This is a genomic window from Neomoorella stamsii (assembly GCF_002995805.1).
Lineage (GTDB): Bacteria > Bacillota > DSM-521 > Neomoorellales > Neomoorellaceae > Neomoorella > Neomoorella stamsii.
Genome location: NZ_PVXL01000045.1, coordinates 1 through 24,752, shown reverse-complemented (window position 1 = coordinate 24,752; position 24,752 = coordinate 1). Strand labels below are relative to the sequence as shown.

At 54.1% G+C, this 24,752-nt stretch carries 27 protein-coding genes and 1 other annotated feature (1 of these 28 running past the window's edge); of the genes, 5 read left to right on the top strand and 22 right to left on the bottom strand.

What is annotated here, in order from left to right:
- Nucleotides 1-230 (bottom strand) — a binding site (T-box leader) (it extends 5 nt beyond the left edge of the window).
- A gap of 97 nt (nucleotides 231-327) precedes the next feature.
- Nucleotides 328-942 (bottom strand): class I SAM-dependent methyltransferase, encoded by a 615-nt coding sequence (locus tag MOST_RS08890; protein ID WP_054936918.1) that lies wholly within the window; start codon nucleotides 940-942, stop codon nucleotides 328-330.
- 168 nt (nucleotides 943-1,110) lie between these two features.
- On the opposite strand from MOST_RS08890, the gene MOST_RS08885 reads away from it, so the two are divergent.
- From MOST_RS08885 to MOST_RS08875, 3 genes are all read left to right on the top strand, one after another.
- The gene (locus MOST_RS08885; protein WP_054936917.1) at nucleotides 1,111-1,356 is read left to right on the top strand and encodes a ribbon-helix-helix protein, CopG family; all 246 of its coding nucleotides are present in this window, start codon (nucleotides 1,111-1,113) and stop codon (nucleotides 1,354-1,356) included.
- Complete coding sequence (locus MOST_RS08880) at nucleotides 1,353-1,757, top strand: type II toxin-antitoxin system VapC family toxin (RefSeq protein ID WP_054936916.1); 405 nt, start codon at nucleotides 1,353-1,355, stop codon at nucleotides 1,755-1,757. Before MOST_RS08885 ends, MOST_RS08880 begins: the two co-directional genes overlap by 4 nt.
- A 79-nt stretch (nucleotides 1,758-1,836) precedes the next feature.
- A complete protein-coding gene (locus tag MOST_RS08875; protein WP_054936915.1) occupies nucleotides 1,837-3,012 on the top strand; it encodes a pyridoxal phosphate-dependent aminotransferase in 1,176 nt (391 codons plus the stop codon).
- 61 nt (nucleotides 3,013-3,073) lie between these two features.
- On the opposite strand, the gene MOST_RS08870 is transcribed toward MOST_RS08875, so the two are convergent.
- Complete coding sequence (locus MOST_RS08870; protein ID WP_054936914.1) at nucleotides 3,074-4,057, bottom strand: carbohydrate kinase family protein; 984 nt, start codon at nucleotides 4,055-4,057, stop codon at nucleotides 3,074-3,076.
- Between the two features lie 125 nt (nucleotides 4,058-4,182).
- Here MOST_RS08870 and MOST_RS08865 point away from each other — a divergent pair, with 125 nt between their 5' ends.
- Nucleotides 4,183-4,467 (top strand): AbrB/MazE/SpoVT family DNA-binding domain-containing protein, encoded by a 285-nt coding sequence (locus MOST_RS08865; protein WP_054936913.1) that lies wholly within the window; start codon nucleotides 4,183-4,185, stop codon nucleotides 4,465-4,467.
- A complete protein-coding gene (locus tag MOST_RS08860; protein ID WP_054936912.1) occupies nucleotides 4,460-4,852 on the top strand; it encodes a type II toxin-antitoxin system VapC family toxin in 393 nt (130 codons plus the stop codon). Before MOST_RS08865 ends, MOST_RS08860 begins: the two co-directional genes overlap by 8 nt.
- 375 nt (nucleotides 4,853-5,227) lie before the next feature.
- Here the strand turns inward: MOST_RS08860 and MOST_RS08855 are convergent, their stop codons facing one another.
- From MOST_RS08855 to MOST_RS08760, 20 genes are all read right to left on the bottom strand, one after another.
- The gene (locus tag MOST_RS08855) at nucleotides 5,228-6,424 is read right to left on the bottom strand and encodes an acetate/propionate family kinase (RefSeq protein ID WP_054936911.1); all 1,197 of its coding nucleotides are present in this window, start codon (nucleotides 6,422-6,424) and stop codon (nucleotides 5,228-5,230) included.
- 73 nt (nucleotides 6,425-6,497) lie between these two features.
- Nucleotides 6,498-7,046 (bottom strand): BMC domain-containing protein, encoded by a 549-nt coding sequence (locus MOST_RS08850; RefSeq protein ID WP_054936910.1) that lies wholly within the window; start codon nucleotides 7,044-7,046, stop codon nucleotides 6,498-6,500.
- The gene (locus tag MOST_RS08845; RefSeq protein WP_054936909.1) at nucleotides 7,043-8,386 is read right to left on the bottom strand and encodes a 4Fe-4S dicluster domain-containing protein; all 1,344 of its coding nucleotides are present in this window, start codon (nucleotides 8,384-8,386) and stop codon (nucleotides 7,043-7,045) included. The genes MOST_RS08850 and MOST_RS08845 overlap by 4 nt, the downstream gene beginning before the upstream one ends.
- A 15-nt stretch (nucleotides 8,387-8,401) precedes the next feature.
- Complete coding sequence (locus MOST_RS08840) at nucleotides 8,402-9,838, bottom strand: aldehyde dehydrogenase (RefSeq protein WP_054936908.1); 1,437 nt, start codon at nucleotides 9,836-9,838, stop codon at nucleotides 8,402-8,404.
- Between the two features lie 30 nt (nucleotides 9,839-9,868).
- Entirely contained in the window at nucleotides 9,869-10,138 is a 270-nt protein-coding gene (locus tag MOST_RS08835) for a EutN/CcmL family microcompartment protein (protein WP_054936907.1), read from the bottom strand.
- A 15-nt stretch (nucleotides 10,139-10,153) separates the two neighbouring features.
- Nucleotides 10,154-10,789 carry a phosphate propanoyltransferase gene (pduL, locus tag MOST_RS08830; protein ID WP_244267042.1) on the bottom strand — a complete coding sequence of 212 codons (636 nt, stop codon included), beginning with the start codon at nucleotides 10,787-10,789 and terminating at the stop codon, nucleotides 10,154-10,156.
- Nucleotides 10,790-10,820: 31 nt separating this feature from the next.
- Nucleotides 10,821-11,099 (bottom strand): BMC domain-containing protein, encoded by a 279-nt coding sequence (locus MOST_RS08825; protein WP_054936906.1) that lies wholly within the window; start codon nucleotides 11,097-11,099, stop codon nucleotides 10,821-10,823.
- A 63-nt stretch (nucleotides 11,100-11,162) separates the two neighbouring features.
- The gene (locus MOST_RS08820; RefSeq protein WP_054936905.1) at nucleotides 11,163-12,188 is read right to left on the bottom strand and encodes a class II fructose-bisphosphate aldolase; all 1,026 of its coding nucleotides are present in this window, start codon (nucleotides 12,186-12,188) and stop codon (nucleotides 11,163-11,165) included.
- Nucleotides 12,189-12,208: 20 nt separating this feature from the next.
- Nucleotides 12,209-12,511, bottom strand: coding sequence for a BMC domain-containing protein (locus MOST_RS08815; RefSeq protein ID WP_277995706.1), 303 nt, complete (start codon nucleotides 12,509-12,511; stop codon nucleotides 12,209-12,211).
- Between the two features lie 65 nt (nucleotides 12,512-12,576).
- Entirely contained in the window at nucleotides 12,577-13,653 is a 1,077-nt protein-coding gene (locus MOST_RS08810) for an aldose 1-epimerase family protein (protein WP_054936904.1), read from the bottom strand.
- The gene (locus MOST_RS08805) at nucleotides 13,653-14,732 is read right to left on the bottom strand and encodes a uroporphyrinogen decarboxylase family protein (protein WP_054936903.1); all 1,080 of its coding nucleotides are present in this window, start codon (nucleotides 14,730-14,732) and stop codon (nucleotides 13,653-13,655) included. Before MOST_RS08805 ends, MOST_RS08810 begins: the two co-directional genes overlap by 1 nt.
- Before the next feature lie 135 nt (nucleotides 14,733-14,867).
- Nucleotides 14,868-15,836 (bottom strand): ABC transporter permease, encoded by a 969-nt coding sequence (locus tag MOST_RS08800; RefSeq protein ID WP_208974846.1) that lies wholly within the window; start codon nucleotides 15,834-15,836, stop codon nucleotides 14,868-14,870.
- Nucleotides 15,833-17,320, bottom strand: a complete 1,488-nt coding sequence (locus tag MOST_RS08795; protein ID WP_054936901.1) for a sugar ABC transporter ATP-binding protein — start codon at nucleotides 17,318-17,320, stop codon at nucleotides 15,833-15,835. Before MOST_RS08795 ends, MOST_RS08800 begins: the two co-directional genes overlap by 4 nt.
- A gap of 65 nt (nucleotides 17,321-17,385) precedes the next feature.
- Nucleotides 17,386-18,447, bottom strand: coding sequence for a substrate-binding domain-containing protein (locus MOST_RS08790; RefSeq protein WP_106007101.1), 1,062 nt, complete (start codon nucleotides 18,445-18,447; stop codon nucleotides 17,386-17,388).
- A 149-nt stretch (nucleotides 18,448-18,596) separates the two neighbouring features.
- Nucleotides 18,597-19,694: a type I phosphomannose isomerase catalytic subunit gene (locus tag MOST_RS08785; protein WP_054936899.1), complete on the bottom strand. Its 1,098-nt coding sequence runs from the start codon at nucleotides 19,692-19,694 to the stop codon at nucleotides 18,597-18,599.
- An 18-nt stretch (nucleotides 19,695-19,712) separates the two neighbouring features.
- The gene (locus tag MOST_RS08780; RefSeq protein WP_054936898.1) at nucleotides 19,713-20,657 is read right to left on the bottom strand and encodes a carbohydrate kinase family protein; all 945 of its coding nucleotides are present in this window, start codon (nucleotides 20,655-20,657) and stop codon (nucleotides 19,713-19,715) included.
- Nucleotides 20,658-20,740: 83 nt separating this feature from the next.
- A complete protein-coding gene (locus MOST_RS08775; RefSeq protein WP_244267040.1) occupies nucleotides 20,741-21,808 on the bottom strand; it encodes a LacI family DNA-binding transcriptional regulator in 1,068 nt (355 codons plus the stop codon).
- Between the two features lie 236 nt (nucleotides 21,809-22,044).
- A complete protein-coding gene (locus MOST_RS08770) occupies nucleotides 22,045-23,094 on the bottom strand; it encodes a uroporphyrinogen decarboxylase family protein (protein WP_054936897.1) in 1,050 nt (349 codons plus the stop codon).
- 23 nt (nucleotides 23,095-23,117) lie between these two features.
- A complete protein-coding gene (pfkB, locus tag MOST_RS08765) occupies nucleotides 23,118-24,101 on the bottom strand; it encodes a 1-phosphofructokinase (RefSeq protein WP_054936896.1) in 984 nt (327 codons plus the stop codon).
- A 20-nt stretch (nucleotides 24,102-24,121) separates the two neighbouring features.
- Nucleotides 24,122-24,628: a DeoR/GlpR family DNA-binding transcription regulator gene (locus tag MOST_RS08760; protein WP_245909665.1), complete on the bottom strand. Its 507-nt coding sequence runs from the start codon at nucleotides 24,626-24,628 to the stop codon at nucleotides 24,122-24,124.
- Between the last annotated feature and the right edge of the window lie 124 nt (nucleotides 24,629-24,752).

Here is a 24,752-nt window from a genome sequence, read left to right as displayed (position 1 = left end):
GGACGAGAGTTTCACCCGCGGTGCCACCCTAATTGACCAGGTTAAAAACGCCATAACCCGGCCCCCTCTGCATGCGTAACGGACATGACCGCCCCGGCTTCTTCCTTATCCAGGATTTCTCGCCGGGTACTCAGGGGTGCCCCTCGACAGCCTCCGGGCTGGTTCCCACCAGCCACCAGCTCTCTCGCCTACCGGAGTGGGCCGCCGACACTCCCCCTCATCGCTTTGGCCTAAACTAATTTGGAGTTATAATAGCATACCACGGCGCAGAACGCAAGGCCTGAAGTGCTATTTAACAAATTCTTAAAGAAAGTTGTAGCCAAAACTTTAAATTTCCCCGGGATGCCCGACAATTAATTTAACAATCTTTCCCGCCAGATCCTCCTCCCGTTCAATCTCGATACCGGCCATCCTCACATTCGCGACTGTACGGCGGTTAATGTTGGACCCGATTAGATACAGGACCAGCGGGTTCAGGGCATCCATCACGGGGCCGAGGAACCAGTGCTCACTGCGCACATGCTCCAGGAGGACGATCCTGCCATCGGGGCGGCAGACCCGGCGTACTTCCTTTAGCCCCTGCACTGGATCGGGTACTGTGCAAAAAACGCAGGTGGCTACCACCGTGTCAAAACTGGCGTCTCCAAATTCCAGGTGCTGGACATCCATTTCTTTTAAATCCACCGGTACCCAGGCCACGTGGAGCTTCCCCCTGGCCCTGGCCAGCATCCCGGGGCTAAAATCAATGGCCGTTACCCGGCATCCGGGTGGGTAAAAAGGAAAATTAGCCCCTGTGCCTACTCCAACTTCCAGCACCCGGCCCCGGACTTCCTGCCACACCCGCCGGCGCCATTCATCGGGGATCATCCGGTCCATCCAATCATAAAAGAGCGCCGTGCGGTTATAGCGCTTTTTGATTATTTCCGTTAGTTCTCTGGCCACTTTTTCATCACCAAAATTATTATATCACCATGGATTCGCAAGAATCTACAAAGAGCTAAATAGTACGTGTATATGGTTAACACCTGCTCTACCCCTTGTCAAAGGGGTAACATCATGATAACATTATTATGCTTACATTTAATCATTATTGGAGGGATGATATAACAAATGATCCGTACGCAAGTTCAGCTCACGGAAGAACAATATCATGCCCTGAAAAAAATGGCTGCTGTTAAAAAAATATCCATGGCGGAATTAATCCGGCTCGGCGTCGACCAGGTCTTGGCCGGTAGCAATCCTGGCCAAAAAGAACGAATTCAGAGGGCTATAAAGGCAGCAGGGCGTTTTCGTTCCGGTGTTAAGGACCTCTCCCGCAATCATGATGCCTATTTAACGGAGGCTTTTGCGGAATGAATGTTTATCTTGATACTTCAGCTTTTTTAGCCATCCTCGATGCTGACGACGAGAATCATGCCGCTGCCAAAAAAATATGGGAAAATCTTTTAACCAGCGGTGTTCCAATGATTTGCAGCAGTTACGTTCTCGTAGAAACATATGCCCTGGTACAGCGGCGGCTGGGGATGGAAGCTTTGCGGGTATTTCACGAAGATATTCTTCCCCTGCTGCAAGTAGAATGGATTGACGCCGAGTTGCACCAGTTGGGTGCCAATGCCGTTTTGACCGCCAACAGGAGAAATTTGAGCCTGGTAGATGCCGTTAGCTTTGCAGTGATGCGTAAGCTGGGTATTAAAAAGGCATTTGCTTTTGACAGGCATTTTCTTAAGCAGGGATTTGAAAATATTAGCGAAAGATAAGTTAGTGGGCAGGATTCCTGCTTCCCTGTGGCGAAAAAACGTTAACATTACTCATTATTATAAAGAAGCAGGGAAGTATATGCCTGACAGGGAAAAAGATATTGCCGCCAGGGCCCGGGAAATGCCGCCCTTTATCGTCATGGACATCCTGGAAAAGGCCAAAGAAATGGAAGCCCGGGGGGAGAACATCATCCACCTGGAAATCGGCGAACCTGATTTTGACACCCCGGAACCGATCAAAGAAGCCGCCAGGCGTGCTCTCCGGGACGGTGACACCCACTATACCCACAGCCTGGGCAAGCCGAAACTCAGGGAAGAAATCGCCCGCTACTACCTGCGCAAGTACGGGGTCAGCATCTCGCCCGATCAAATCATCGTAACTTCCGGCACCTCGCCGGCCATGCTCCTGACCTTCGGCGTACTCCTGGAGCAGGGTGACGAGGTCATCCTCCCCGATCCCCACTATGCCTGCTACCCCAATTTCATTCGTTATCACGGCGGCAGGCCGGTTTTTGTCCCGGTAAAGGAAGAAGACGGTTTCAAGTACCGCCTTCCCGCTGTTCAGGCCAGCCTCGGACCCCGGACCAGAGCCATCATGGTCAATTCTCCCGCCAATCCCACCGGCGCCGTCTTTACGGCAGCCGAATTAGAAGCCCTGGCCGGCCTGGAACCCTATATCATTGCCGACGAAATCTACCACGGCCTGGTCTACGAAGGCCGGGAGCATACCATCCTGGAGTTTACCGACCGGGCCTTTGTCATCAACGGCTTCTCCAAGCTCTACGCCATGACCGGCTGGCGCCTGGGTTACGTCATCGCGCCGCCGGAGCTTGTCCGGCCTTTACAAAAGCTGCAGCAGAACCTCTTTATCTGCGCCGGTTCCTTCGTCCAGGCCGCCGGCATCGCCGCCCTGCGGGAATGTGATGAACACGTGGCGCATATGGTCGCTACTTACGACGAGCGACGCCGTTACCTGTTGAGCCGCCTCAAAACCATGGGCCTGGCCACCCGGGTCGAGCCTACCGGCGCTTTCTACGCCCTGGCCAACGTAAAGAAATATACCGGCGATTCCTATTCCTTCGCCTTTGAGATTTTAGAGAAGGCCCGGGTAGCCGTCACTCCGGGAATCGACTTCGGCCGCAACTGCGAGGGGTATCTCCGCATCTCCTACGCCAATTCCCTGGAAAACATCAAAGAAGGCCTGGACCGGCTGGTGCGTTTCCTGGCCGGGAAAAAGCCCCACGAAGGCTTATAAAACATAAAAAACTGCCTATGCCCTTTTAGTATTCTATCCCGGTAATACCATTACCCGCTCTTTATGTCGCTAATTTTGCCACTTCTTCTTTTGCAGGCAAAGCCGGTATTACGCCAGGGCGGGTGCAGGTCAGGGCCGCGGCGGCGTTGCCCCAGCTACCCAGCCGCTCCAGCCAGGCGGAATCCAGGGCCTCAAGATCCTCCCCCTGCTGGATGGCTTCAGCCAGCACCACCAGCATGCCGGCCATAAAGGCATCACCGGCGCCTGTGGTATCGACGGCTTGTACCGGAAAGGCCGGCAGGCGGACCTTACTCTCTATCCCGGCCAGCAAAGCGCCATCTTCACCTAAAGTGACAGCTACCAGGCGGGGGCCCCTGGCCAGCAGGGCTGTGACTCCAGCGGCCACTGTTTCTGCCTCAGTCCCTAATAAAAAGCGCAGTTCCTCTTTATTTAGTTTGACTACGTCGGCCAGTTTCATAGCAGCCAGGATTTCCTGCCTGGCCTTTACGGCGTCCGGCCAGAGGGAAAGGCGCAGGTTGGGGTCAAAGGATATGATTGCCCCGGCCGCCCTGGCCAGCCGGACGGCCTCCAGGGTGGCGCCCCTCGCTGGTTCCACCGTGAGTGAAACGGAACTGAAGTGGAGGATACGGGTGTCCTCAAGTACCTCTTGCGGCAGTTCTGCGGGATCCAGCCTCGTATCGGCTGTCCCGTGACGGAAGAAGACGAACTCCGGTACCGCCTTTTCATTCAGGGCAACAAAAACCAGGGTGGTGTTGGCCTCATCATCACGCAGCAGGCCACGGGTGTCCACGCCGTTTTCCTCTAGGATCTGCTCTAAATGATCACCGAAGGCGTCCCGGCCCACCTTGCCGATGAAACCGGTGCGGCCGCCCAGGCGGGCCACCCCAACGGCCACATTGGCCGGCCCGCCACCGGCGGCGCGCCGAAAATCGGTTGCTTCTGCCAGCGGACGCCCTTTTGGGCTGCCCACGAAATCGATTAAAATCTCGCCTATGGAGACGACGTCTAGGTTTTTTGTTTGCATGAATTCCTTCCTCCAGGGCGATAGAGTTTTTGCTGGGACCATAGCCGCCTACCTTTCTTGACATTGCTTTACTAGGTATGATACACTATGGCGAGTAAAGAAGTTGGTAAGGAGGGATATTGCTTATGGAAACACGCATTTCTTCCAAAGGACAAATAACCATACCTTCAGAGATTCGGCGCCAGTTAAAAATTCATACTGGTGATGCCCTGCTGGTCAAAGCGATCGGGGAAAACAGTATTATACTTGAGGTAAAAAAGAAAGCCTTAACTAGTAGCCATGGTACAAGCGAAGATATACTTAAAGCTACGGCTGGTTTATGGAAAGATAGAACTGATATCAATGAGAATTTCATCCGAGAATTACGTCAATCAGATCGCCAACGCCTGGAGGAATTACTCGATGAATAGCATTATAATTGACTCTGATATCCTCATTGATCACCTCCGGGGCTTTCAGCCTGCCACTGATTTTTTATCGCGTATCTTTCAGGGTGAGTTTACAGGCCATATATCTGTACTTACGGAAATGGAATTGCTGGCTGGTACTATGCCCCAAAAAGGTGAAAAAGAGCAGGTAGAGAGTCTGCTTAAGCGTTTTAATGCCATTCCCGTATCGTCTAATATTGCCCGGCGTGCCGGAGAGCTTTTGCAAAAATACAGAGCTCATGGACTTGCCCCGGTAGATGCCGTTATTGCCAGTACCTCTTTAGACCTGAGAGCCCCCCTGGTGACGAGGAATACGAAGCACTTTGAGCCTGTTGAAGGATTATTAACTTTAAAACCCTACTCTTGAATGTTACTGTTACTTTGGCCATCTTGCTAACCTCCTTTCGCCCCCATTCTAACAGGGAGCCGGAGGTGATGGCTAATTGCGTAACCGATCGGGCCGGGCCGTCTTTTCTCGCGCCGGCAGATTTAACGCCTTATCCCGGACCCTCGCCGCTTTCTCGCCGCTTTCTCTCCGTTCTATGGACATATGGAGCATAAAGTATGCCTAAAATCAAAGTGCCGGGGAGAGCCAGGGTAGCCATCGCTATAGGCACCGGCTTCGGCCACAACTGCGAGGGTTACCCGGGCGTGGCAGCGTCCTCCAGGCAGCTAAAGTAATCACGGGGTGTACAGATATGGCGTGGGACCAGAGGAGGGGGTTGGTGATGGGGCCCAGGCTTTACTTCTGCTCCCCTACCAGCTCCGCCACCTGCCGCGCCACCATCAGTTCCTCATTGGTATCAATGGCCAGGATGGCCACCGGGGCACTGTCCCTGGAGAGGATATCCGGCCGGGGCCGGTGTTTGTTTTTCTCTTCGTCTAACTCAATCCCAAAAAAATCAAGATCCCGGCAGATCCCGGCGCGGATGGCAGGGGACCGTTCGCCGATGCCGCCGGTAAATATTAAGGCGTCCAGCCCGTTCATGGCGGCGGCAAAGGCACCGATATACTTCTTTACCTGGTAGCAAAAGACATTGATGGCCAGCTGGGCCCGCTGGTGGCCTTCTCTGGCCGCGGCCTCCAGGTCGCGCATATCGCCGCTCAAGCCGGAAATACCCAGCAGGCCGCCCTTTTTAACCATAACTTCATTAACTGCGGCGGGCGTCATGCCGGTCAGTTCCATGATAAAGGGAAAGACCCAGGGGTCAAAATCCCCCGGCCGCGTGGACATAATGGTCCCCGATTGGGGTGTCAGTCCGCTACTGATGTCTACCGACCGGCCGTATTTGATGGCTGCCACGGAGGTGCCGCTGCCCAGGTGGCAGGAGATAAGCTTTAATTCCCGGAGTTCCCGTCCCAGGATTCCGGCTGCCGTCTCTGCTACATAGCGGTGGGAGGTACCGTGGAAGCCATACTTGCGAATGCCGTACTGTTCGTACCACTCGTAGGGCAGGCCGTAGATATAGGCGTAAGGCGGTACAGTCTGGTGGAAGTTGGTTTCAAAGACGGCATACTGGAGTATCCCCGGCAGCAACTCCTGGCACACCCTGATGCCTGCCACCGCCGGGGGCAGGTGAACCGGCGCCAGGCTGGAAAGGCTGGTAAGGGTAGCTAGGACTTCGTCGTCAATCAACACCGGCTGCTGGAATTTCTCCCCGCCGTGGGCCAGTTTATGGGCAATGGCGTCAATATCCGTGACCCCGGCAATGATACCCTCTTCCCGCAATGCGGTAACCAGCCAGCGGATGCCGTCGGCAAAAGTCGCACCGGGCAAGGGCTGCCGGACTGCTTCCCGGCCCGCCACCTGATGCCTTACCTCTGCCCGGGGGGTAAACAGCCGGTCAATACTCCCTTTGGCCAGCACCTTTTCCTCCGGCATGGCCAGGAGCTGGTACTTCATGGATGAACCGCCGCAATTGAGAACTAAAATCTGCATCAAAATACCCTCTTTCACTGGTAGCTGGTAGCACCTGCTTCTAATTCTCCTGCCCGCCCACCATTTGAACCTTCTACAGCACCTGCTCCCAGACCCGGGCATCGGGATTGGCAATTACGGCCGTGCCGGCCAGCATACCCTCGGCCTCCGCCTGGCGGGCGCCGGCGGCCACCGCCACTGTGACCGCACCTACATCCCCCGTAAAAAGAACAAAGGCTTTGCCGCCCATACCCCGGGCCAGGCGAATCTCCAGGAGTTGCACTACGGCCGCTTTGGCCGCGGCATCGGCGGCCTGGATGGCCGCCGCCACCGAAAAGGATTCGATCAAACCCAGAGCACCCATTTCAGTCGCTGCTACCGCCCCCCTGAGGGCCGGGAAGACATCCGGGTGCACGTTAGCAAGGACCAGGCTGCTGATGATGTTCGCCGCGAACCCTGCTTTGCCTGCTGCGACGGCGCTCTGGACCGCGCTGACATCCCCGGCAACTAAGATGATATATTTCCCCGGGCACATGATGGTGGCCTGGAGGAGATCCACTGTCGCCGTTTTGACCATGGTGTCGGCTGCCAGGACCCCCGCGGCCAGGCTGTTCAATTCCAATAAACCGATGGCGTGATTCAATCTTCACCCACCTCCCCGGCCCGGATTATGATCGCCTCACCCACCGCCTGGACGGTGCCGTCAATGCTGGCATGGAGGTTGGCCCCGATTTGCTCTTCGGGAACAGCAGCGATGAGCTGGCCCCTGGCCACCCGGTCACCGCTCTTGACCAGGGGAGTGGCGGCCACACCAGAGCCCTGCTGTAAAGGCAACCTCACCAGCCGGGGACGGTACAATTCCAGGGTCAGGGGGGCTTTACGGTTATAATCCCCCAGCCCCAGCCTGGCTACCAGGCGGCCGGTAGGTACCTGGCGCCCGTCCCGCCAGGGGTTAACTAGGGGTTGCTGCCCTGGCCGGCCTGGCCGGTAGCCCTGGCGCCGCAGTTCCTTTTTTATGGCGATATTAACCTGGCGGGGCGAGAGTTCCAGGGTGCAGGCGAAAAGTTCACATAACCCGCACTCGGAACACAACATAGCCCCGGTAATACCCCGGCTATCGCCGGTGATCCCATAAGCCACCGCCCTCATAGTCCGGTGGGGTTCCAGGGGGTGCCCCAGCAGGTAGCGGGGGCAAAGGTCAGTACATTCCCGGCACTGGCAACAGGCCGCCATTGTTCGCCCCAGGGCCCTGGCCAGGGTCAATTGCTTTTTCGCCGCCAGGGGATGGCTGGCCGGGAGCACCAGCAGCCCCTTGGTAGTCTTGGTCACCACATCGTGTTCAGGGGCGATAGGCTTACCCATCATGGGGCCGCCGTCAAGGACCAAAAAATCTTCTACCTGCGGGCCGCCGGCCAGGTCCAGGACCTCCTTCACCGGCGTTCCCACCGGAACCTGGATGGTTATGGGCCGGGCCACCGCGCCGGCAACGGTAACATACTTCGTTGTTACCGGTTCGTCATGCATAGCTGCATATACATTAACAAGGGTTTCGATGTTTAAAACCACCACGCCTACCTGGAGGGGAACTCCCCCCGGGGGGACAACCCGCCCGGTGACCTCGTACACCAGCACCTGCTCGTCCCCGGCCGGGTAAACATCGGGCAGCAACTTGATCGTCAGGCCCGGATACCCCGGCAAAACTGCTTCTAAAGCACTGACTGCTTCTTTATACTTGGGTTTCAAGGCCAGGTAAGCTTCCGTGGCCCCTACAGCCTCTTTTACTGCCTGAAGAGCCCTTAAAATTGCCCTTCGCTCCCTGACCAGGAGCTGCTGGTCCACCTGGAGGAGGGGCTCGCACTCGGCCCCATTGGCAATGACGATTTCCGCCCGGTTTTTAATTTTAAAATGGGTCGGAAAGCCGGCCCCGCCGGCCCCGACCACTCCCGCCTGAAAAACTTTAGCTACTAATTCCGGCCCGGTCATTAAGCTCACTCCGGTCTAAACAATGGTTAACTGGCCACCAAAGACAACGTTACGCTCGCGGGTATAAGTCCGGGGTGAAGTAATACCCTCCCCCGTGGGGCCGGCCACGGTCATGGTTGGCTTGCCGATACCTTCGCCACCCAGGCCGGCATAGGTGGGCACATTGACCACCGTCAGGGTGGCTTCCATGGCCCGGGCGAAGGCCGCCGCCCGGGTATAATCGCGGGTGTAAATGGCGGCCGTATGCCGGAAGCCGTGTTCCACTTCCCGGGAGACTTTTAATGCCGTGGCAAAATCCTTGACCCTGACCACCGGCAGAACGGGCATCAGTTGTTCCAGGGTAACGAGGGGGTGTTCCAGGGGTACTTCCATGACTACCGCCCGCACCTCATCCCCAACCCGGACCCCGATCTCTTTTAAGATCCGGGAGGGATTCTGGCCGATAAAGCGGCTGTTAATCTTACCGTCCACCACCAAGAGTTTGGTCAGTTGCTGGATTTCCAGGTTGCTGGCCACATAATTGCCCTGGCGCTGCATGGCCAGCAGCAGGGCATCCGCCACCTGGTCCACGACAAAAACCTCTTTCTCCGCGATACAGAGGAGGTTATTGTCAAAAGACGCCCCCAGGATGATATTCCGAGCCGCCAGCTCAATATCGGCCGTTTCATCCACCACCACCGGCGGGTTGCCGGGACCGCCGGCAATGCATTTCTTGCCGCTGGCCAGGGCAGCCTCCACCAGGGTGTGGCCGCCGGTGGCTACGATCAGGTTTACCTGGGGTGAGGCCATGGCCCGGCGGACGTTATCCAGGCTGACCTCCTGGGTGGTTACTACTAAATTAGCAGGACCGCCGGCCTTACAGATCGCCTCGTTAAAAAGGCGTACCACCTCGTGGCAGCATTTGACGGCCCGGGGATGGGGAGCAAAGAAAACGCTGTTGCCGGCGGCAATCATGGCCAGGCCATGATTGACCGGCGAAGCTACCGGGTTGGTGGTCGGCTCAATGGAAACTATCAAGCCAAAGGGACCGCGCTCGCTAAAAATCATCCCCGTCGTACCGGCATCAACCCTTTGCTCCAAATCCTCCATACCCGGCGTCAGCAAAGCCGCGTTCTTATTCTTGACGATCTTATCTTCATAACGTCCCATGGCGGTTTCTTCCACCGCCAGGCGGGCCAGCTTTTCGGCATTTTCCAAGAAGATCTGGCGTATGGCGGCGATAATTTTCTCCCTGGTATCCCTGGCCAGGGCCATCAATTCTGCCTGGGCCTTTTTGGCGGCCGCCAGGGCCGCTTCCAGATCATTAAAAATACCCTGTTCACCGGGAGTATTAGCCGGCGCCGCTCCGGCCACCAGGTGGTCGGGTGCCGGCTGGCCGGGAAGCAGATAGGGCTGTAATTTTTTTAGCACTTCCGCTACAATCTGGGCAATCCGTTCTTCTCCTGCCTGCAAAGTTATTACCCCTTTAAAAGGCAGCAGTAGTTACCCGGACGATACCCCGGCCGGGTTGTCGACAATGCCTACCACGGCGGCATCTACCGGCGCCTGGGGGTTGTTGAGCACCAGGCGGGCGCTACTGCCTGTGGTCACCAGCACGGTTTCCCCGGTGCCGGCGCCGATATTGTCGACGGCTACCAGGTCCTGGTGCCGGGAGCGGCTGTTTAACGGCCTGATGATCAGGAGCTTCAAGCCTACCAGGCCTTCGTGTTTCCGGGTGGAAACTACTGAGCCGATAACTTTACCGATTAACATTTATCTCGCCAGCTTTCACGCTACCACCATGACGCGATCGCCGCAGCGTAACCCCAGGGCGTTAGCATCATCGGTGTCGATGTGCAGTTCGGTACGAAACTTTTCATGAACCCGTACCTGTACCTGGTGTAAAACGGCACCCTTTTCCCCTACGGCCCGTACATCAACGTAGACATTATCTTTCAGGCCCAGGGCCCGGGCATCAGCCGGGGTCATGTGAATGTGGCGGTTGGCAATAATGCAACCTTCCCGCAGGACCACGGCTCCCTTGGGGCCTACAATTACTAACCCCGCTGAACCTGCCAGGTCCCCCGACTGGCGCACCGGGGGATTGAGCCCTAAGCGGACGGCATCCGTCCGGGCCAGCTCGACCTGGGTCTGTTGGCGCTCCGGCCCGAGGATACGGACGTGCTCCAGGGCCCGCATATTAGGACCCACCAGGGTCACTGTCTCCTCGGCAGCAAATTCACCGGCCATAAGGGGCCTTAATTTTTTTAACTGATAACCGGGGCCATACAGGACATCCAGGTCGGCGCGGCTGATGTGGAGATGGCGGGCAGAAACACCTACCGGGATTAAACGCTTTTGCTCCTTTAATTCAGCCAGGACCGCCCTGGTGATGATGGCCAGTAATTCTTCCTGTGGCAGCACTTTATCGCTCCCTCACTTTATGAGGACAGAACTATTCCATGGCCGGCAGGATCTTTTCCAGCTCAGCATGGGGCCGGGGAATGACATGGACGGCTATCAGCTCGCCAACCTTCTGGGCAGCCTGGGCGCCGACTTCGGTGGCTGCCTTGACCGCACCGACATCGCCGGCCACGAAAACCGTCACCATCCCGGAGCCGATTTTCTCCATACCCAGCAAGCTTACACTGGCTGCCTTTACCATAGCATCGGCCGCCTCAATAGCTGCGGTCAAACCCTTGGTTTCCACCATACCCAGCGCACCATTAATCATTGCAAATTGCCTCCTTAAACGAAATGTTTTTGCTCAGCAAAATGTAGCAAGTCCCACCGCATCCTACTTGCCAAAGGCAAGGGCCTTGCCGTTACTGCCAAAAAGGCGTATCTTGCGTTTAACCTCGGCCTTAATCCCGGCCGTAGTCGCTAAAATTAAATCCGGGTAACTTTGTACCGGCTGGACCTGGGCTTTCTCTTTCTGCGTCAACTCCTGCAATACCCGGGCCACTACCCGTTGGACCAGGTCTTCCATGCTGTCCCCGGGCAAACCACCGCTGTAATCACGCTGGAGCAAGCAGTTGTCAGCACACGACGCATCGCAGCTACCCTGGCTACAGGTGCACAGCTTCGTTTTCAATTGATCGACGGCTGCCAGGGACATGTCGGTAAAGATATTGATCTTGGCTATTCCCCGGGCAATGGCCTGGCGAAAATCGTCGTCACTCAACCCCGAACCGCCGTGGAGGACCAGGGGTATCCCCACCCGTTTTTTGATGGCCGCCAGGCGCTCTAAATCGAGCTTTGGGCGGGTACGGTAAACGCCGTGGGCGGTACCAATGGCTACCACCAGGGCATCGACACCGGTCCGGGCTACGAAATCGGCCGCCTGGTTGACATCAGTATAACAGGCCTGCGGGTCATCTTCCCCACCCGGGCCGCCTTCCGCCCCGCCGACATGCCCCAGTTCGGCCTCCACGGAAACGCCCAGGATCCTGGCAATCCGCACCACTTCCTGGGTGCGGCGGACATTCTCTTCATAGGGCAGGGTCGAGCCGTCAAACATTACCGAGGTAAAACCGTAATGCATGATCTTGATTATGTTTTCAAACTGCTGGCCGTGGTCGTAATGAACCACCACCGGTACCGTGGCTTCCCGGGCAACTTTAAGCATCAGCGGCGCAATGGTTTCCATGGCGATATACTTCTGGTGTACCTCGGCAAAAGCCAGGATCACCGGTGCCTGCTCTTCCTCAGCCGCGCTTACAATGGCATTCAGCATCTCGACGTTAAGGACATTAAAGGCCCCCACGCCGTAATGGCGCCGGTCGGCGTCAGCCAGCACTTCTTTTAAAGTCATGATTGGCATTTAGTGCTCTCCCCCCTTTCCTAGTCAACACTATCCTTTTTTTGCCGGTACAATAGCTTGTCCAGTTCTTCATGGGGTTTGGGGAGAACTAGCGAGGCATAAACGCCACTTACTTCCCTGGCTGCCGCCACGGCGGCCTCCAGGGCCGCCGTAACGGCGCCGACATCGCCGCTGAAGCGTACCGTAACCATACCCTTGCCCTTGGAAAGTTCATAACCCAGGAGCTGAACGCCAGCCGCCTTGACGGCCGTATCGGCCGCCTGGATGGCTGCCGTTAATCCCATGGCTTCAATAATACCAACTGCTGGACGCAAAAAAATCACTCCGTGCTCCTCGTTTTCTCCCGACCTGCCTGGCCTTTTTAATTAATGCCGCTTCCGCCACCGGCTTAGGAAATAGCCGGCAGGGCCCTGGCAAAGGCGTCTATTTCCTCTCCCGTGGTCAGGACACCAATCTCCAGGCGGTATTCCCGGGCCTCCCCTGGCGCCAGGTACACCAGGGTACCGCGTTGCCGCTCTCTAGCCCTCCCTTCCACCAGGCAGTTGGCCGGCTCCAGGCCGGTCACATAGTCGCCTTCACCGGTAAACTTCCACTGGATAAAGTTGGGCAGGTTCTGGTGTTCATAACGGACATATACACCCAGGTTTACCCGGCGGTTGACCAGGGCGGCCTGGCACCATCCTTTGGCATCAGGCAGGAGGTCGTGATAAAAGACAGTATCGGGGAAACCAGGCGTCGGGCCCTGGTAAATGCGGTAAGAGGCTAACCCCCTGGCAGCCACTTCGTCCCGGGGTTTTACCTCCCGGCTGGCAGCCAGCAGTTCGGCACCGGCATCCAGGACGGGATAACCCAGATTGATGTGATAAAGGATCATATGGGGCGCCGGCTGCCAGCCCTCATTGGTGACCACGTCGTGGATAAACAGGCGGTTCTCCCCCAGGCGCGCCTGGATGGTCCTTTCCAGGAGTACGTTGGGGCCAAAGACGGCTACAGCCTCCCGTACCCGGCCCTTAATGGTAAAGATGCACTCATCTCCCTCCCAGGCAGTCGCCGTACCCAACTCCTCAGCTGGAACGTTGTTAATGCGGCCGTGAAGACCCAGGTCCTCCCCGGCATCCTGGCAGGGAGAGCCCAGGTAGGTCAGGCCGCAGGTAACCAGGAGGCCGCCGCCAAAGTTCCTCAACCATCCCAGCCCGGCCGGTTCAAAATACTGGGGGCCGCTCTCTCCCACTGCCGAACGAAAGGCCAGGGGCAGGCCCCGGTACTCGGCCAGGCCGATATCCAGGCCCCGCCCAGGCAGGACGACAAACCGGAAACCGCTCCCGGTCCTGACCTCAACCGCCTTGAGGCCCTCAGCCCGCCCCTCGCTGTAGGTAAAGGGGCGGATGCCGGCCACCTGTTCCAGGCTGCCAAAGTAGCGCCGGATATCCCGGCGGGTAAATTCCCGGTCAAAAAGGTACGCCATTAAGCCTTACTCCTTCTCTCCTGCAACTCCATTAACCGTTCATAGCTACCATACTTTTTACCGGCCTCACACAAGGCCCGCATGTTGGCCTCCGGTGTATTGTAACCCATGGCACAGCCCGAACTCAGGAAAAGACCAATACCCCCGGTGGCCTCAATGATATTCCTTGCCTGGGCTTCAATAGCTTCCGGTGTGCCCCAGACCAGGGGATCGCTGGGATTGATATTGCCCATAAGAACGGCCCGGTTACCAACTACTCGTTTGGCATAGCCCATATCGACCTGCCAGTCAAGCTCCAAGATCTGGGCGCCAGTAGATGCCATATCTTCCAGGATGGCAGTCGTATCACCACAAATATGAATGGAGAAAGGAATGCCGTAATCCTGGACTTCTTTAGTCATGATAATCTCATGCTCCAGGGCGAACTGGCGGAACATGGCCGGGGAAATGAGGTTGGGGCCGGCAAAGGAATCGCCAATGGAAGTGGCGTGGGCCCCGGCATCCTTCTGGGCCTTGGCAAATAGCGTCCCGGCCCGCCGGCAGTAGTCCAGGACCTTCCAGATGAGTTCCGGCGGTTCGGTTACCAGGTCAATCATAAACTGTTGCGCCCCCCGGAGGAGGCAGGCCAGGTCAAAGGGGCCCTGATCGGCCCGGCCCATAATGAAAACATGGTCGCCGATCTTTTCCCGCAAAATCCGGGTGGCCTCCAGCCATTCCGGCAGGCGCCCGGAATTGTAGGGATCAGGCAAAGGGAGGTCGTCAATCTGCCGCAGGTCCTTTAAAACCACATCTTCCTCATCCACTATAGCCACATCATTTTCCCGCCAGATAACTTTAGCACCGCAGGCCTCTGCCAAGGTGGCATCATCTATATCGATGACGACGCCGTCGTAGCCGTATTTGGCCTGGCTGACGAGGTGGGTTTCGGCCATGAGCTTGCCACTTTTATTGATCTCGCCGATCTTGTACCCGGCCGTAGCGCAGGCTACCATAAAGGACTGGGGTACTACCGGCACCCGGTCGGGGACCTCAAAACGGAGAGCGGCAAGGCAACGCTGGAGGGGAGTCATTTCGCGCATTTTAAGCACCTCCATATTTTTAAGCTTTATTAAACGTTTGGCCACAGCCAGGCGTTACTGGAGGAACATGTGGTCCTGGTGGAAAAATACTTCCGTGCTGAAGATCCAAAGGGGTATCAATCTGGAAAAGAGTAATTATTTCTTTATTTGTGTTTGCATGGTATTTATAAGCACCGCTGCCAGGATCAATAAACCTCTTACCACATATTGCACGTATTCATTGATATTCAATAGGGTCATACCGTTTATTAATACACCTAGAAAGGCAAGACCTATGAAGGTACCCCATACTTTGCCTATGCCACCGAATAGGCTGGCACCACCGATAATGACCGATGCGATGACGTTTAGCTCCCAACCTCTGCCAAAAGTAGAGGAACCTGCCATAACCTGGGATGATACTAATGTGCCCCCAAGGGCTGCCAGGACCTGCACAGCTATCATGACCGTGATTTTCACCCTGCGCACATTTATGCCTGAAAGGCGAGCGGCTTCAGGATTGCCACCTACTGCATAAACTGATCTTCCAAATTTTGTCCTGTTCATTATGACTGATACTATTACAAATACTATAAGCAGGATGATGGCAGGTATAGGTATGGAAAATATCTGACCCGCCCCGAGCATGTTATACCATCTGGGAAGTGTGGTAACGGGGAATCCTTTGGATATGATGGCCGTTACACCGTACAGGGCGTTCAGCATGGCCAAGGTAATAATGAAGGAGGGCATTTTAAAAGTGGTCAAGAGCCATCCATTAAAAAGTCCTACTAAGGCAGCTATAATGAATGCCAGGATTATCCCTACAATAACTCCTGTCTCCATGGGCATTATGCCGGCTTTGGCAAGGCCACCTGAGGTAAGAGCTATAATGACACCGGTCAAGGCTACGGTGGAACCTATAGATAGGTCTATCTCTCCGGCTATAATTACCATCGTCATACCAAAAGCAATAACTCCCTGTAAAGATATATTCCTCAAGATATTAAGCAAGTTGCTGGGGGTCAAAAAGCCCGGTGCCATAAGTGCTATAGCTATACTTATTACTAAAAGAATGCATTCCAGCATGTATCTATTTAATACTTTTCGCATTTCCAGTTTCAATTCTTTTCCACTCCCATACATAGCGAATATAGCTGTTCGATGTTCGTTTTTTCCGGCTTTACTTCTCCGATGATATGCCCTTGCCTCATAATGAGTATTCTGTGGCATACCTCTAAAAGTTCTTCCAGCTCCGAGGATACTATGACACTGGCTACACCCTTTCTGGACTGGTCCCAGATTATCTTAAATATTTGTTGTTTGGCATTGACATCGATGCCCCGGGAAGGTTCATCGAAGAATATTATTTGGGGATCTGTATTGAGCCAGTTGCCCACTACTACTTTTTGCTGGTTCCCTCCTGAAAGGGAGGATACTGGATGGGCTATATCCGATACTTTTATTTCAAGCTCTTTTACTTGCCGATTGGCGAAGTTGTTTTCTGTTTTAGGATTAATAAAGGAACCGTTGGCTATTAAGTCAAGACTTGCGAGACATAAATTATCTTTGATTGAACCTATCAGGTTTAACCCTTCGTTTTTTCTATCTTCCGGTGTCAGGGCAAGACCTTCCTTTTTCATTTTTATTGGATCAGGCGCGCTTATACGTTTACCGTTTATTATTATTTCACCGCTATCCAGGGGATCGGCACCGAATATAGATTTTAAAAGTTCCGTCCTTCCGGAGCCCAGCATGCCTGCTATCCCCAAAATTTCTCCCTTTTTGAGTTGGAAGGATACGTTTTCAAAACGATTTTTACGAGTTAGGTTTTTTACTTCTAATATTGTTTCATCTGATACTTTGAGGTCAGAAGGCCGGGTGTTTATTTTTACGTCGCCAAACATCATTTTTATTATTTGTTCATGGGTAGCATTTTCCATAGGTATGGTACCTATTAGTTTACCGTCTCTTAAGACGGTGCATGTGTCGGCTATTTCCCAAAGCTCTTGGAGGCGGTGGGAAACATATATTATAATGACATCTTTTTTCTTAAGTTCTCTTACCATTTTAAAGAGGGATTGCGTTTCATTATAAGATAAAGCCGATGTAGGTTCATCCAATTGTAATACTTTGGGTTTAAAGCTCATTGCTTTTACTATCTCTATCATTTGCCGCTGCCACATGCTTAGATTATAGACTATTTCATGGGGGGAAATATCTACTTTCATTTCTTCAAGGAGTTCTTCGGCCATGGCGTAAGTCTTTTTCCAGTCTACAAATCTTCCTTTCATGGGTAATCTTCCCATGAAGATGTTTTCGGCTACTGTAAGGCCTGGTATGAGGCTAAGTTCTTGATATACGGTGGCTATACCTTTTAAAAAAGCTTCTGCCGGATCGTTAAATTTAATGGGGGTGCCATCTATCAAAATTTCACCCCTGGTGGGTTCTATTGCTCCAGAAAATATCTTTACTAAGGTGGATTTTCCAGAACCATTTTTGCCGATTAAGGCGTGGACTTTACCGCTTTCAAAAGATATAGATACGTTATCTAATGCTATAGTGCCAGGATATATCTTAGTGACGTTACGTGTCTGTAAAATGCTCATGACATTTTACCTCGCATTTTTATTGGGTGGGGATTTGCAAATCGCAAATCCCCACCGTTCATATTTTATTTACCCATTTTTGCCTTTAGATCGGCTTCAAATTTGGCTATGCCATCGGGATTGGAACGGCTTAAAACCACACCGGGAACTGTAATGCATTTACCTTTTGTACTGCTTACATCTTCACCCTTAATAGCTTTGATGAGGGTCTCCATGGTTTTGTAACCCATAGTATACGGGTCCTGGCCCGTTACAGCTTGCAATATATTAGCGGGGTCTTTTAGCATAGCCACCAGCTGCTCGCTGGCATCCGTTCCAAAAGTAAATATCTTGCCTGCTTTACCTGCATTTTGCACTGCCATGGTGGCGCCTATAGTGCCGCCTTCATTGGCAGCCCAGATGATGTTAACATCGGGATGAGCGGTGATAATATCGCCTGCTACCTGTACCGCTTTATCCTGCAGCCATGCATCTTGATCCGCCACAATTTCTACACCGGGTAGCTTCTTGACTTCTTCTAGGAATCCACTGGTGCGGTCGCCGCTCTGCTCAGGAAGAAGAGATTTAAACTGAAGAATAGCTATTTTAGCTTTTCCGCCTAGTTTTTCCTGGATAAACTTAACTGCTTCCTGACCTGTACGCCTGCCAAGCTCCTTGTTGTCAGAAGTATAGCCGCCTACGATGAAGGGAGCATTGTTTAAATTTATATTGGATACAGCAATCTTCATGCCCTGTTCATCGGCTTTTTTAAGTGTGGCTACCGAAGCATCAGCGCTCAAGGGAGCTATGGCAAGACCGCTAACCTTCTGGGCAACATAGGTATTGATTAACTCCGTCTCTTTAGCCTGGTCATTGTTTGTATTGCTCACTAAGCACTCTACTCCGGCTGCCTTGGCCGCATCCTGGTAACCTTTCTGCAATAGCTTCATGAACTGGTCTTCCTGGAATACGACACCGGCAACTGTTATCTTGGCAGGTTTAGATGACTTTTGTTCCGTTTGGGTAGATGATGAACCTCCAGTTTGGGTTCCCTCATTTTTGGAGCCTCCACAGGCCACTAACGAAAGAGCCAAAACCGCCACAATAGCCCATACTAAGACCATTTTTGCACTCTTGAAATGTCTCATCTTTGTCCCTCCCATAAAAATTGACTTAAAATCAATAACCTCTACCCTCAGGCCTACCAGTTTACTTAATTTATAGTTTCGCTGCTATAAAGGATAATCCCCCTCCTTTGCGATAAAGTTATATTGATACCCCTGGAAGGGAGCATCTCTTATCGAAGTAACACGCGCAAGTCGTTCTGGATGCCATAACCACCAAGGGATATAATTCTCTCATCGTTTATCCCAGCCGCACGTAGGGGCTCGATGATATCCTCCCGCAAATTAACCGGCACCAGGGCACGGATTAAAATTAATTCTCCCTCCGGTTCCAGGGTCCAGGCACCCATCCTGGCCGGCAAGAGTATGGATTCACCAGCTTTGACTTTCTCCACTCCACCGTTATAGCGCAACTGCCCCTGGCCTGCTACCGGGATCAGGGCGGTAAATCGCCTTAGATCCCCGCCTTCAGCCCAGGGTGCCTTAAGGCTCAGCCGCTCCATGGTAAAGTAACGGCAGGCGCAAAGATATTCATGGAGGTTTTTCCCTTTTTCTAAAGTGATAGGGGTGATATCCTCGGGATCGCCATCCTGGATGACGGCCGCCTGCAGGCTGTGTTCAATATCGCTCTTACGGCGTTCTTCATCAAAATCCCAGTCCAGCCAGTCCCAGGCAAAGATGGCGTCGCTGTTCTGCTGCACTTCCACGATAAAGTTGCCGGCACCGATGGCGTGGAGATGGCCGCCGGGGATAAAGTAGGTGGCTCCTACCTTGCTGGGCACCTTTTTCATGGGGGCAAAGGTATCGCCCCTCTCGATAAGGGTGCGAAATTCCTCTACCGTCAATCCCGGCTTGCTGCCGCACCAGAGGCTGGCTCCTTCATCGGCAGCCAGGACGTACCAGGCCTCGGTCTTGCCCCGGTAGGGCAGGTTTACTTGCGCAGCATAATCGTCATCGGGGTGGACCTGGGGTGGCAGGTCCTTGGCACAGTCGAGAAACTTGATTAACAGGGGAAAGTAATTCCCATATTGCTGCCAGACCGCTTCCCCCACCAGGTCGGCCTGGAATTTATCCACTGCCTCCTGGAGGTTTAACCCTGCCAGGGGCCCGTTCTTAATAATCCCCTCCGACCCGGGACAGGCGCTGATCTCCCAGCTTTCCGCTACGGTCCTGTCAGTGGGGATATCCTCCTTGGCAAACATGCGGGCAATGCGGTAGCCGCCGTATGGATAAAAGCGTAAATGGGGGCGAAATTTTAATGGATAAAGCATACTACTATGACTCCTTTGTCAGTTGATGTTATTGTAATTTGCCGCAATAAACTCCTTGGTTTCTTCCCAGCCACGGATGCCGCTGGAGGCGCCAACGGCGGTGACGGCCAGGGCCCCGACGGCATTGGCCAGCCGGGCTGTTTCTTTTAAATCAAGGCCCCGCACCAGCCCTGCCAGGAAACCGGCCACAAAGGCGTCCCCCGCACCGGTAGCGTCAACGGCTTCTACTTTAAAGGGCGGCATCAGAAAGCTTTCCCCGGCCGAAGCCACAAAAGAACCGGCGGCACCCATCTTAATGCCGACTATCTTCACCCCCCTCTCCAGGAAGCTGGCCACTATCGCTTCGGGTTCCTCATAGCCGGATAGCATCCGCGCCTCGTCCAGACTGGGTAAAAAGACGTCGGTATAGGACAGGCAGGGGTCAATGAGTTCCTGCCAGCGGCCGGTGGCGTCCCAGGCCGTATCGATGCTGGTCAGGCAGCCCATCTCCTGCGCCTTTTTCAGCACCCCGGCCGCCGGCTCACCATCAAAACCCGGCATTACTAAACTGCCGGCCAGGTGCAGCAGGCGCGCGCCCTTTACCAGTTCCCAGTCAATATCCTCCGGCCTCAAAGTAGCATTGGCGCCGATATAGTGGATAAAAGAGCGTTCGCCGTCTTCACTGACCATGACCATGGTCGCCGAAGTATTTACACCGGCGGCCCGCCTGATGCCCCGGGTATCAATACCGGCAATTTCCAGTTCCTTGATGATAAAGTCGCCCAGGGCGTCGGCTCCTAATTTGCCAATAACACCCGTCTTAATTCCCAGCTTGCTCAAGGCTCGCCCGGTATTGACGGCACAGCCGCCGGTATGCAGTTCCATGGTATCTACCAGGGTTAACTTCCCTTTTTCCGGTATTACGCGCACCGGCCGGCCCACTAAATCGGCTACCATAATCCCCAGGCAGATTACTTCCGGCATCAATAGCCACCTCGCTAAAAACGTTACATATTAAGATGCAGCAGCTTCTTCGACAAAAAACAACGTTGTCAATTGATGCTAGTTTAGCTTATCTTCTCCTGTCCAGGCTGCCGCTGGAATTGCCCCAGGCAGCCGCAGGATTCCCGGATTATCAATTCCGTCGGCAAGGTAATTTCCTGCCCAGAAGCAGCTCCTTCCATCTGGCGGAACAACATAATGGCTGCCTCCCGGCCCATGGCGTAGGCCGGCTGGGAAACGACGGTCAGGCGCGGCCGGCAGGTATCCGCAGTTTCAAAATCATCAAAACCCACCAGGGCTATATCCCGCGGCACTTCCAGGCCCAGATGGGTCAGGGCCCGTAATGCCCCCAGCACCATGATATTATTAGTGGCAAAGATGGCCTGGGGCCGGCGCGGCTGTCCCGTTAAAACCTCCTGGGTGGCCCGGAAGGCATCCATTACCGTTTTACTACCCATCCGCACCAGGAAAGGTTTAATCTCCTGGCCATATTCCTCCATGGCTTTTTTAAAACCGGCGAAGCGTTCTTCCCCAGTTGTTAAACTGGCGATATGGCCGATATAGGCAATTTCCCGGTAGCCGTGTTGCAGTAAATGGCAAGTTAGATTATAGGCACCCTGGCTATTTTCCACCTTAACAATGGAGGCACCCTTAAAATCTTCCGGTTGCCGGTCCACAAAGACCAGGGGCAGGTGCCCGGCCAGGTGCTCTAGATACTGGTGGGAGCCGCCCGCCGGGACGATAATCATCCCCTCCACCTGCTTTTCCACAAAGATGCGGGTATATTGCTTTTCTTTCTTCAGCATCTCGTCAGAGTTAGCAATGAGGAGGCTGTAGTTTTTACTGGTGGCGATGTCTTCGATACCCCGGACAATAGCGCTGTAAAAGTTGTTAGTTATATCGGCGATGATGACGCCGATGGTATAAGTTTTCTTAACCCGTAAACTCCTGGCAATGGCGTTCGGCTGGTAACCCACAGCCTTGATAGCCGCCAGGACCTTTTCCCTGGTCTGCTCGCGGACGTGCTCGTCGCCGTTGATGACCCGGGAAACAGTTTTCAAGGAAACCCCGGCGGCAGCAGCCACGTCTTTAATAGTAGGCAGCCCTTTAGGTGAATCATTCCTATTTATCAAAATAAACCTTACTCCTCTGACTTGATAACGTTGTCGATGACTATCGTTGTCATATATTCGACGCCGCCTTCGGGATTCCTGCTACTCTGTAATTTTTTTTGAAAAAAACTTCTTGCCAATCTATATTGGTAAGTGAAATTGGTATGCAGGGATAGCTTTAACCCGGCTACCTTTCCAGTCAAGATTACCTTCCTTGATTAATCCGTTCTTCTACTCCTGGATCTGGGCGATTGCTACTACCCTGACTGCTTACCGGACTTCCTATAGATCCCGTATTCTCGTGCCGCTTCCTGCATGGCCAGGAAATTTTCCGGTTTTACTTTACTGTGGATAGAATTACTGGAGGCCAGGATATAGCGACCGCCGGGGGCCACGCAGTCGATAACTTTCTTTACTTCCTGCTTCAATTCCTCGACGCTATACTCCGTCAGCGGCTCGGCGCAACTGATACCGCCAATGACGGTTAACTGCGGGTGGCGGTTTTTCACGGCCAGCATGTCCATGCCGGCGCTTGGATCCAAGGGATGCAGGCCGTCCAGGCCGGCGGCCACCATGTCATCGATAATGGCATTGATATTGCCACAGCAGTGTTTCAGGCAAAAGGCGCCTTTGGCCTTGACGGCCTGGACTACTTCCTTTAATCCCGGCAGGAAAAACTCGCGGAAATGCTGCGGGGATACCAGGGTGCTGGTGCTACTGCCGTAGTCATCGCCCAGGATGATAAAGTCGGCGCCCATGTCGATGGCCCGTTCAGCAATGGCGATGTTATGTTCCACTGAAATCCGCACCAGTTTTTGCACCAGTTCCGGGTTTATAATCAGGTCCATGAAGAGCTGTTCCATGCCCCGCAGGTAAACGGGGTAGTTAAAAGCGTCGTGGAGGTGCATGCCAACCAGCTTTTTGCCCTTGAAGCGATGCAGCAGGGCTTTGAGCTGGACATAGCGCCTTTCATCATAGGGATCGGGCGGGGTGTAATTTTCAATATCGGCAGGTTCCTTGATGGGGCCTTCCAGGGGGATGGAAACCACCTGCTCGCTGTAGCGGCGAACAATGCCCCATTCGTTGATAATAGTGCGGCTAACAGGATCAATAACCTTTTCGGCATATAGTTTAGAAGGGGTACCGGTGACGACTATATCCAGGCCCACGTATTCACAGAAATCAGCATAATCATCGCTACCGGTGATAGCCTGCATGACCGCCGGGTCGATCATCAGTTCAAAGGTTGGCACCCGGTCGGGGATTTCCCCTTTCAGGGTAGCCACGGCGCGCTCGTAGGAATTCAAATTAACTTCCTCCTTTTCCCTGCTTAACCGGAAACCCTCATTTCCGGGGCAGCTAAGCTGGCGGGACGGGTTTTAATGGGCATTATTTGAACCTGGCGGGCCAGGGTTTCCAGGCCGATACTGTTCTGGGGCCCGGTGCGACGGGCAGCAAGCCTGGTGCCGGCGGCTACCGCCAGGGGCAGGGCCTCCGCCAGGCCGGTCCCTTCACTTATCGCCCTGGCCAGGACGGCTACCATGGCGTCACCGGCACCGACGGTGCTACCAACCGCCAGGCGGGGCGGCTGCGCCCACAGGGCCTGGTGCCCGTCCACAGCCACCGCCCCCAGGGCGCCCAGGGAAATGACCACCATCGCCGCCCCGGCCTGCCGGATTTTTATGCCGGCGCGGACGGCGTCTTCAGGCGTAGAGATCTGCTCGTCCAGCAGGGTTTCGGCTTCATACTTGTTGGGTTTTACCAGCAGGGGCCTGGCCGCCAAGCCGTACTCCAGGGCCTCCCCCTCGGCATCCAGGATGACAGCAATACCATATTTCTGTCCCTGGCGAATTAAGGTGGCATAGAAATCGCCAGGGACGCCCCCGGGCAAACTGCCCGATAATACCAGCAACCGGCAACGGGACAGCAATGCATCGAGCTTCTGCTCCAGAGCGGTTAAATCTTCCTTCCTGACGATAAACCCGTTTTCATTGATTTCCGTTTCAGTATTTTTGACAGGATCAATGACCTTCAGGTTGATCCTAGTTTCTCCTTCGACCTCAATGAAATCCGCAAGAATGCCTCTCTCCTGTAAGGCCTCTTTAATCAGAATACCGTTATGGCCGGCCAGGAAACCAGTAGCAATAACCGGATAATTCAGTTCATGTAAATATTTAGCAACATTAATTCCTTTCCCGCCGGGCTCGTAACACACTATCCGGGCACGGTTTGTTTTGCCAGGCTCAAAGTTTTCAACGACAACCGTCTTGTCCAGGGCCGGGTTCAAAGTAACAGTAATAATGGGTGCAGGCAATAATGTCCCCTCCTGGTAGTTCAATCTCTGGTGGCGACAATTACTTCCACGCCGCGCTCCTTCAGGCGTGCCAGGTCCTCTTGCGGGGCACCGGGATCGGTAATGAGCCGGTGAATGGCAGTTATGGGGCAAACAAACCCCAGCGAGATGCGGCCGAACTTGCTGTGGTCGGCCAGGACAATAACCTCGCGGCCAGCTTTAACCATCTTCTGTTTGGTCTGCGCCTCGTAGATATTGGGCGTAGTCAGGCCCCGCTCGACATCTAAGCTATTGGTAGCCAGGAATACTTTATCGACGTATAAACCCAGCAGGGTATTGTCGGCAATGGGACCGACGGAAGATAGGGTGCGGTGGCGCAGGTGGCCGCCGGTGAGGATTAAATCAATGGCTTCAACGAAGGCCAGTTCCCAGGCTACATTGAGGGCGTTGGTCACCACTGTGAGGGGCTGTTTTTTATTCGCCTTCAGCAAGCGGGCCAGCTGTAAGGTGGTGGAGCCGGCATCCAGTAAAATAGTATCACCGTCCACTAGCGTTGCATAAAAAAATTATAAACATGTCAAGAGCAATTGCGCCCCAAAATCAGCAAAATTCCTGAAATAACCTGGCCTTGCAAGAAAAAACTCCTTATACTAGAGATTAAGGGTAGTCCTT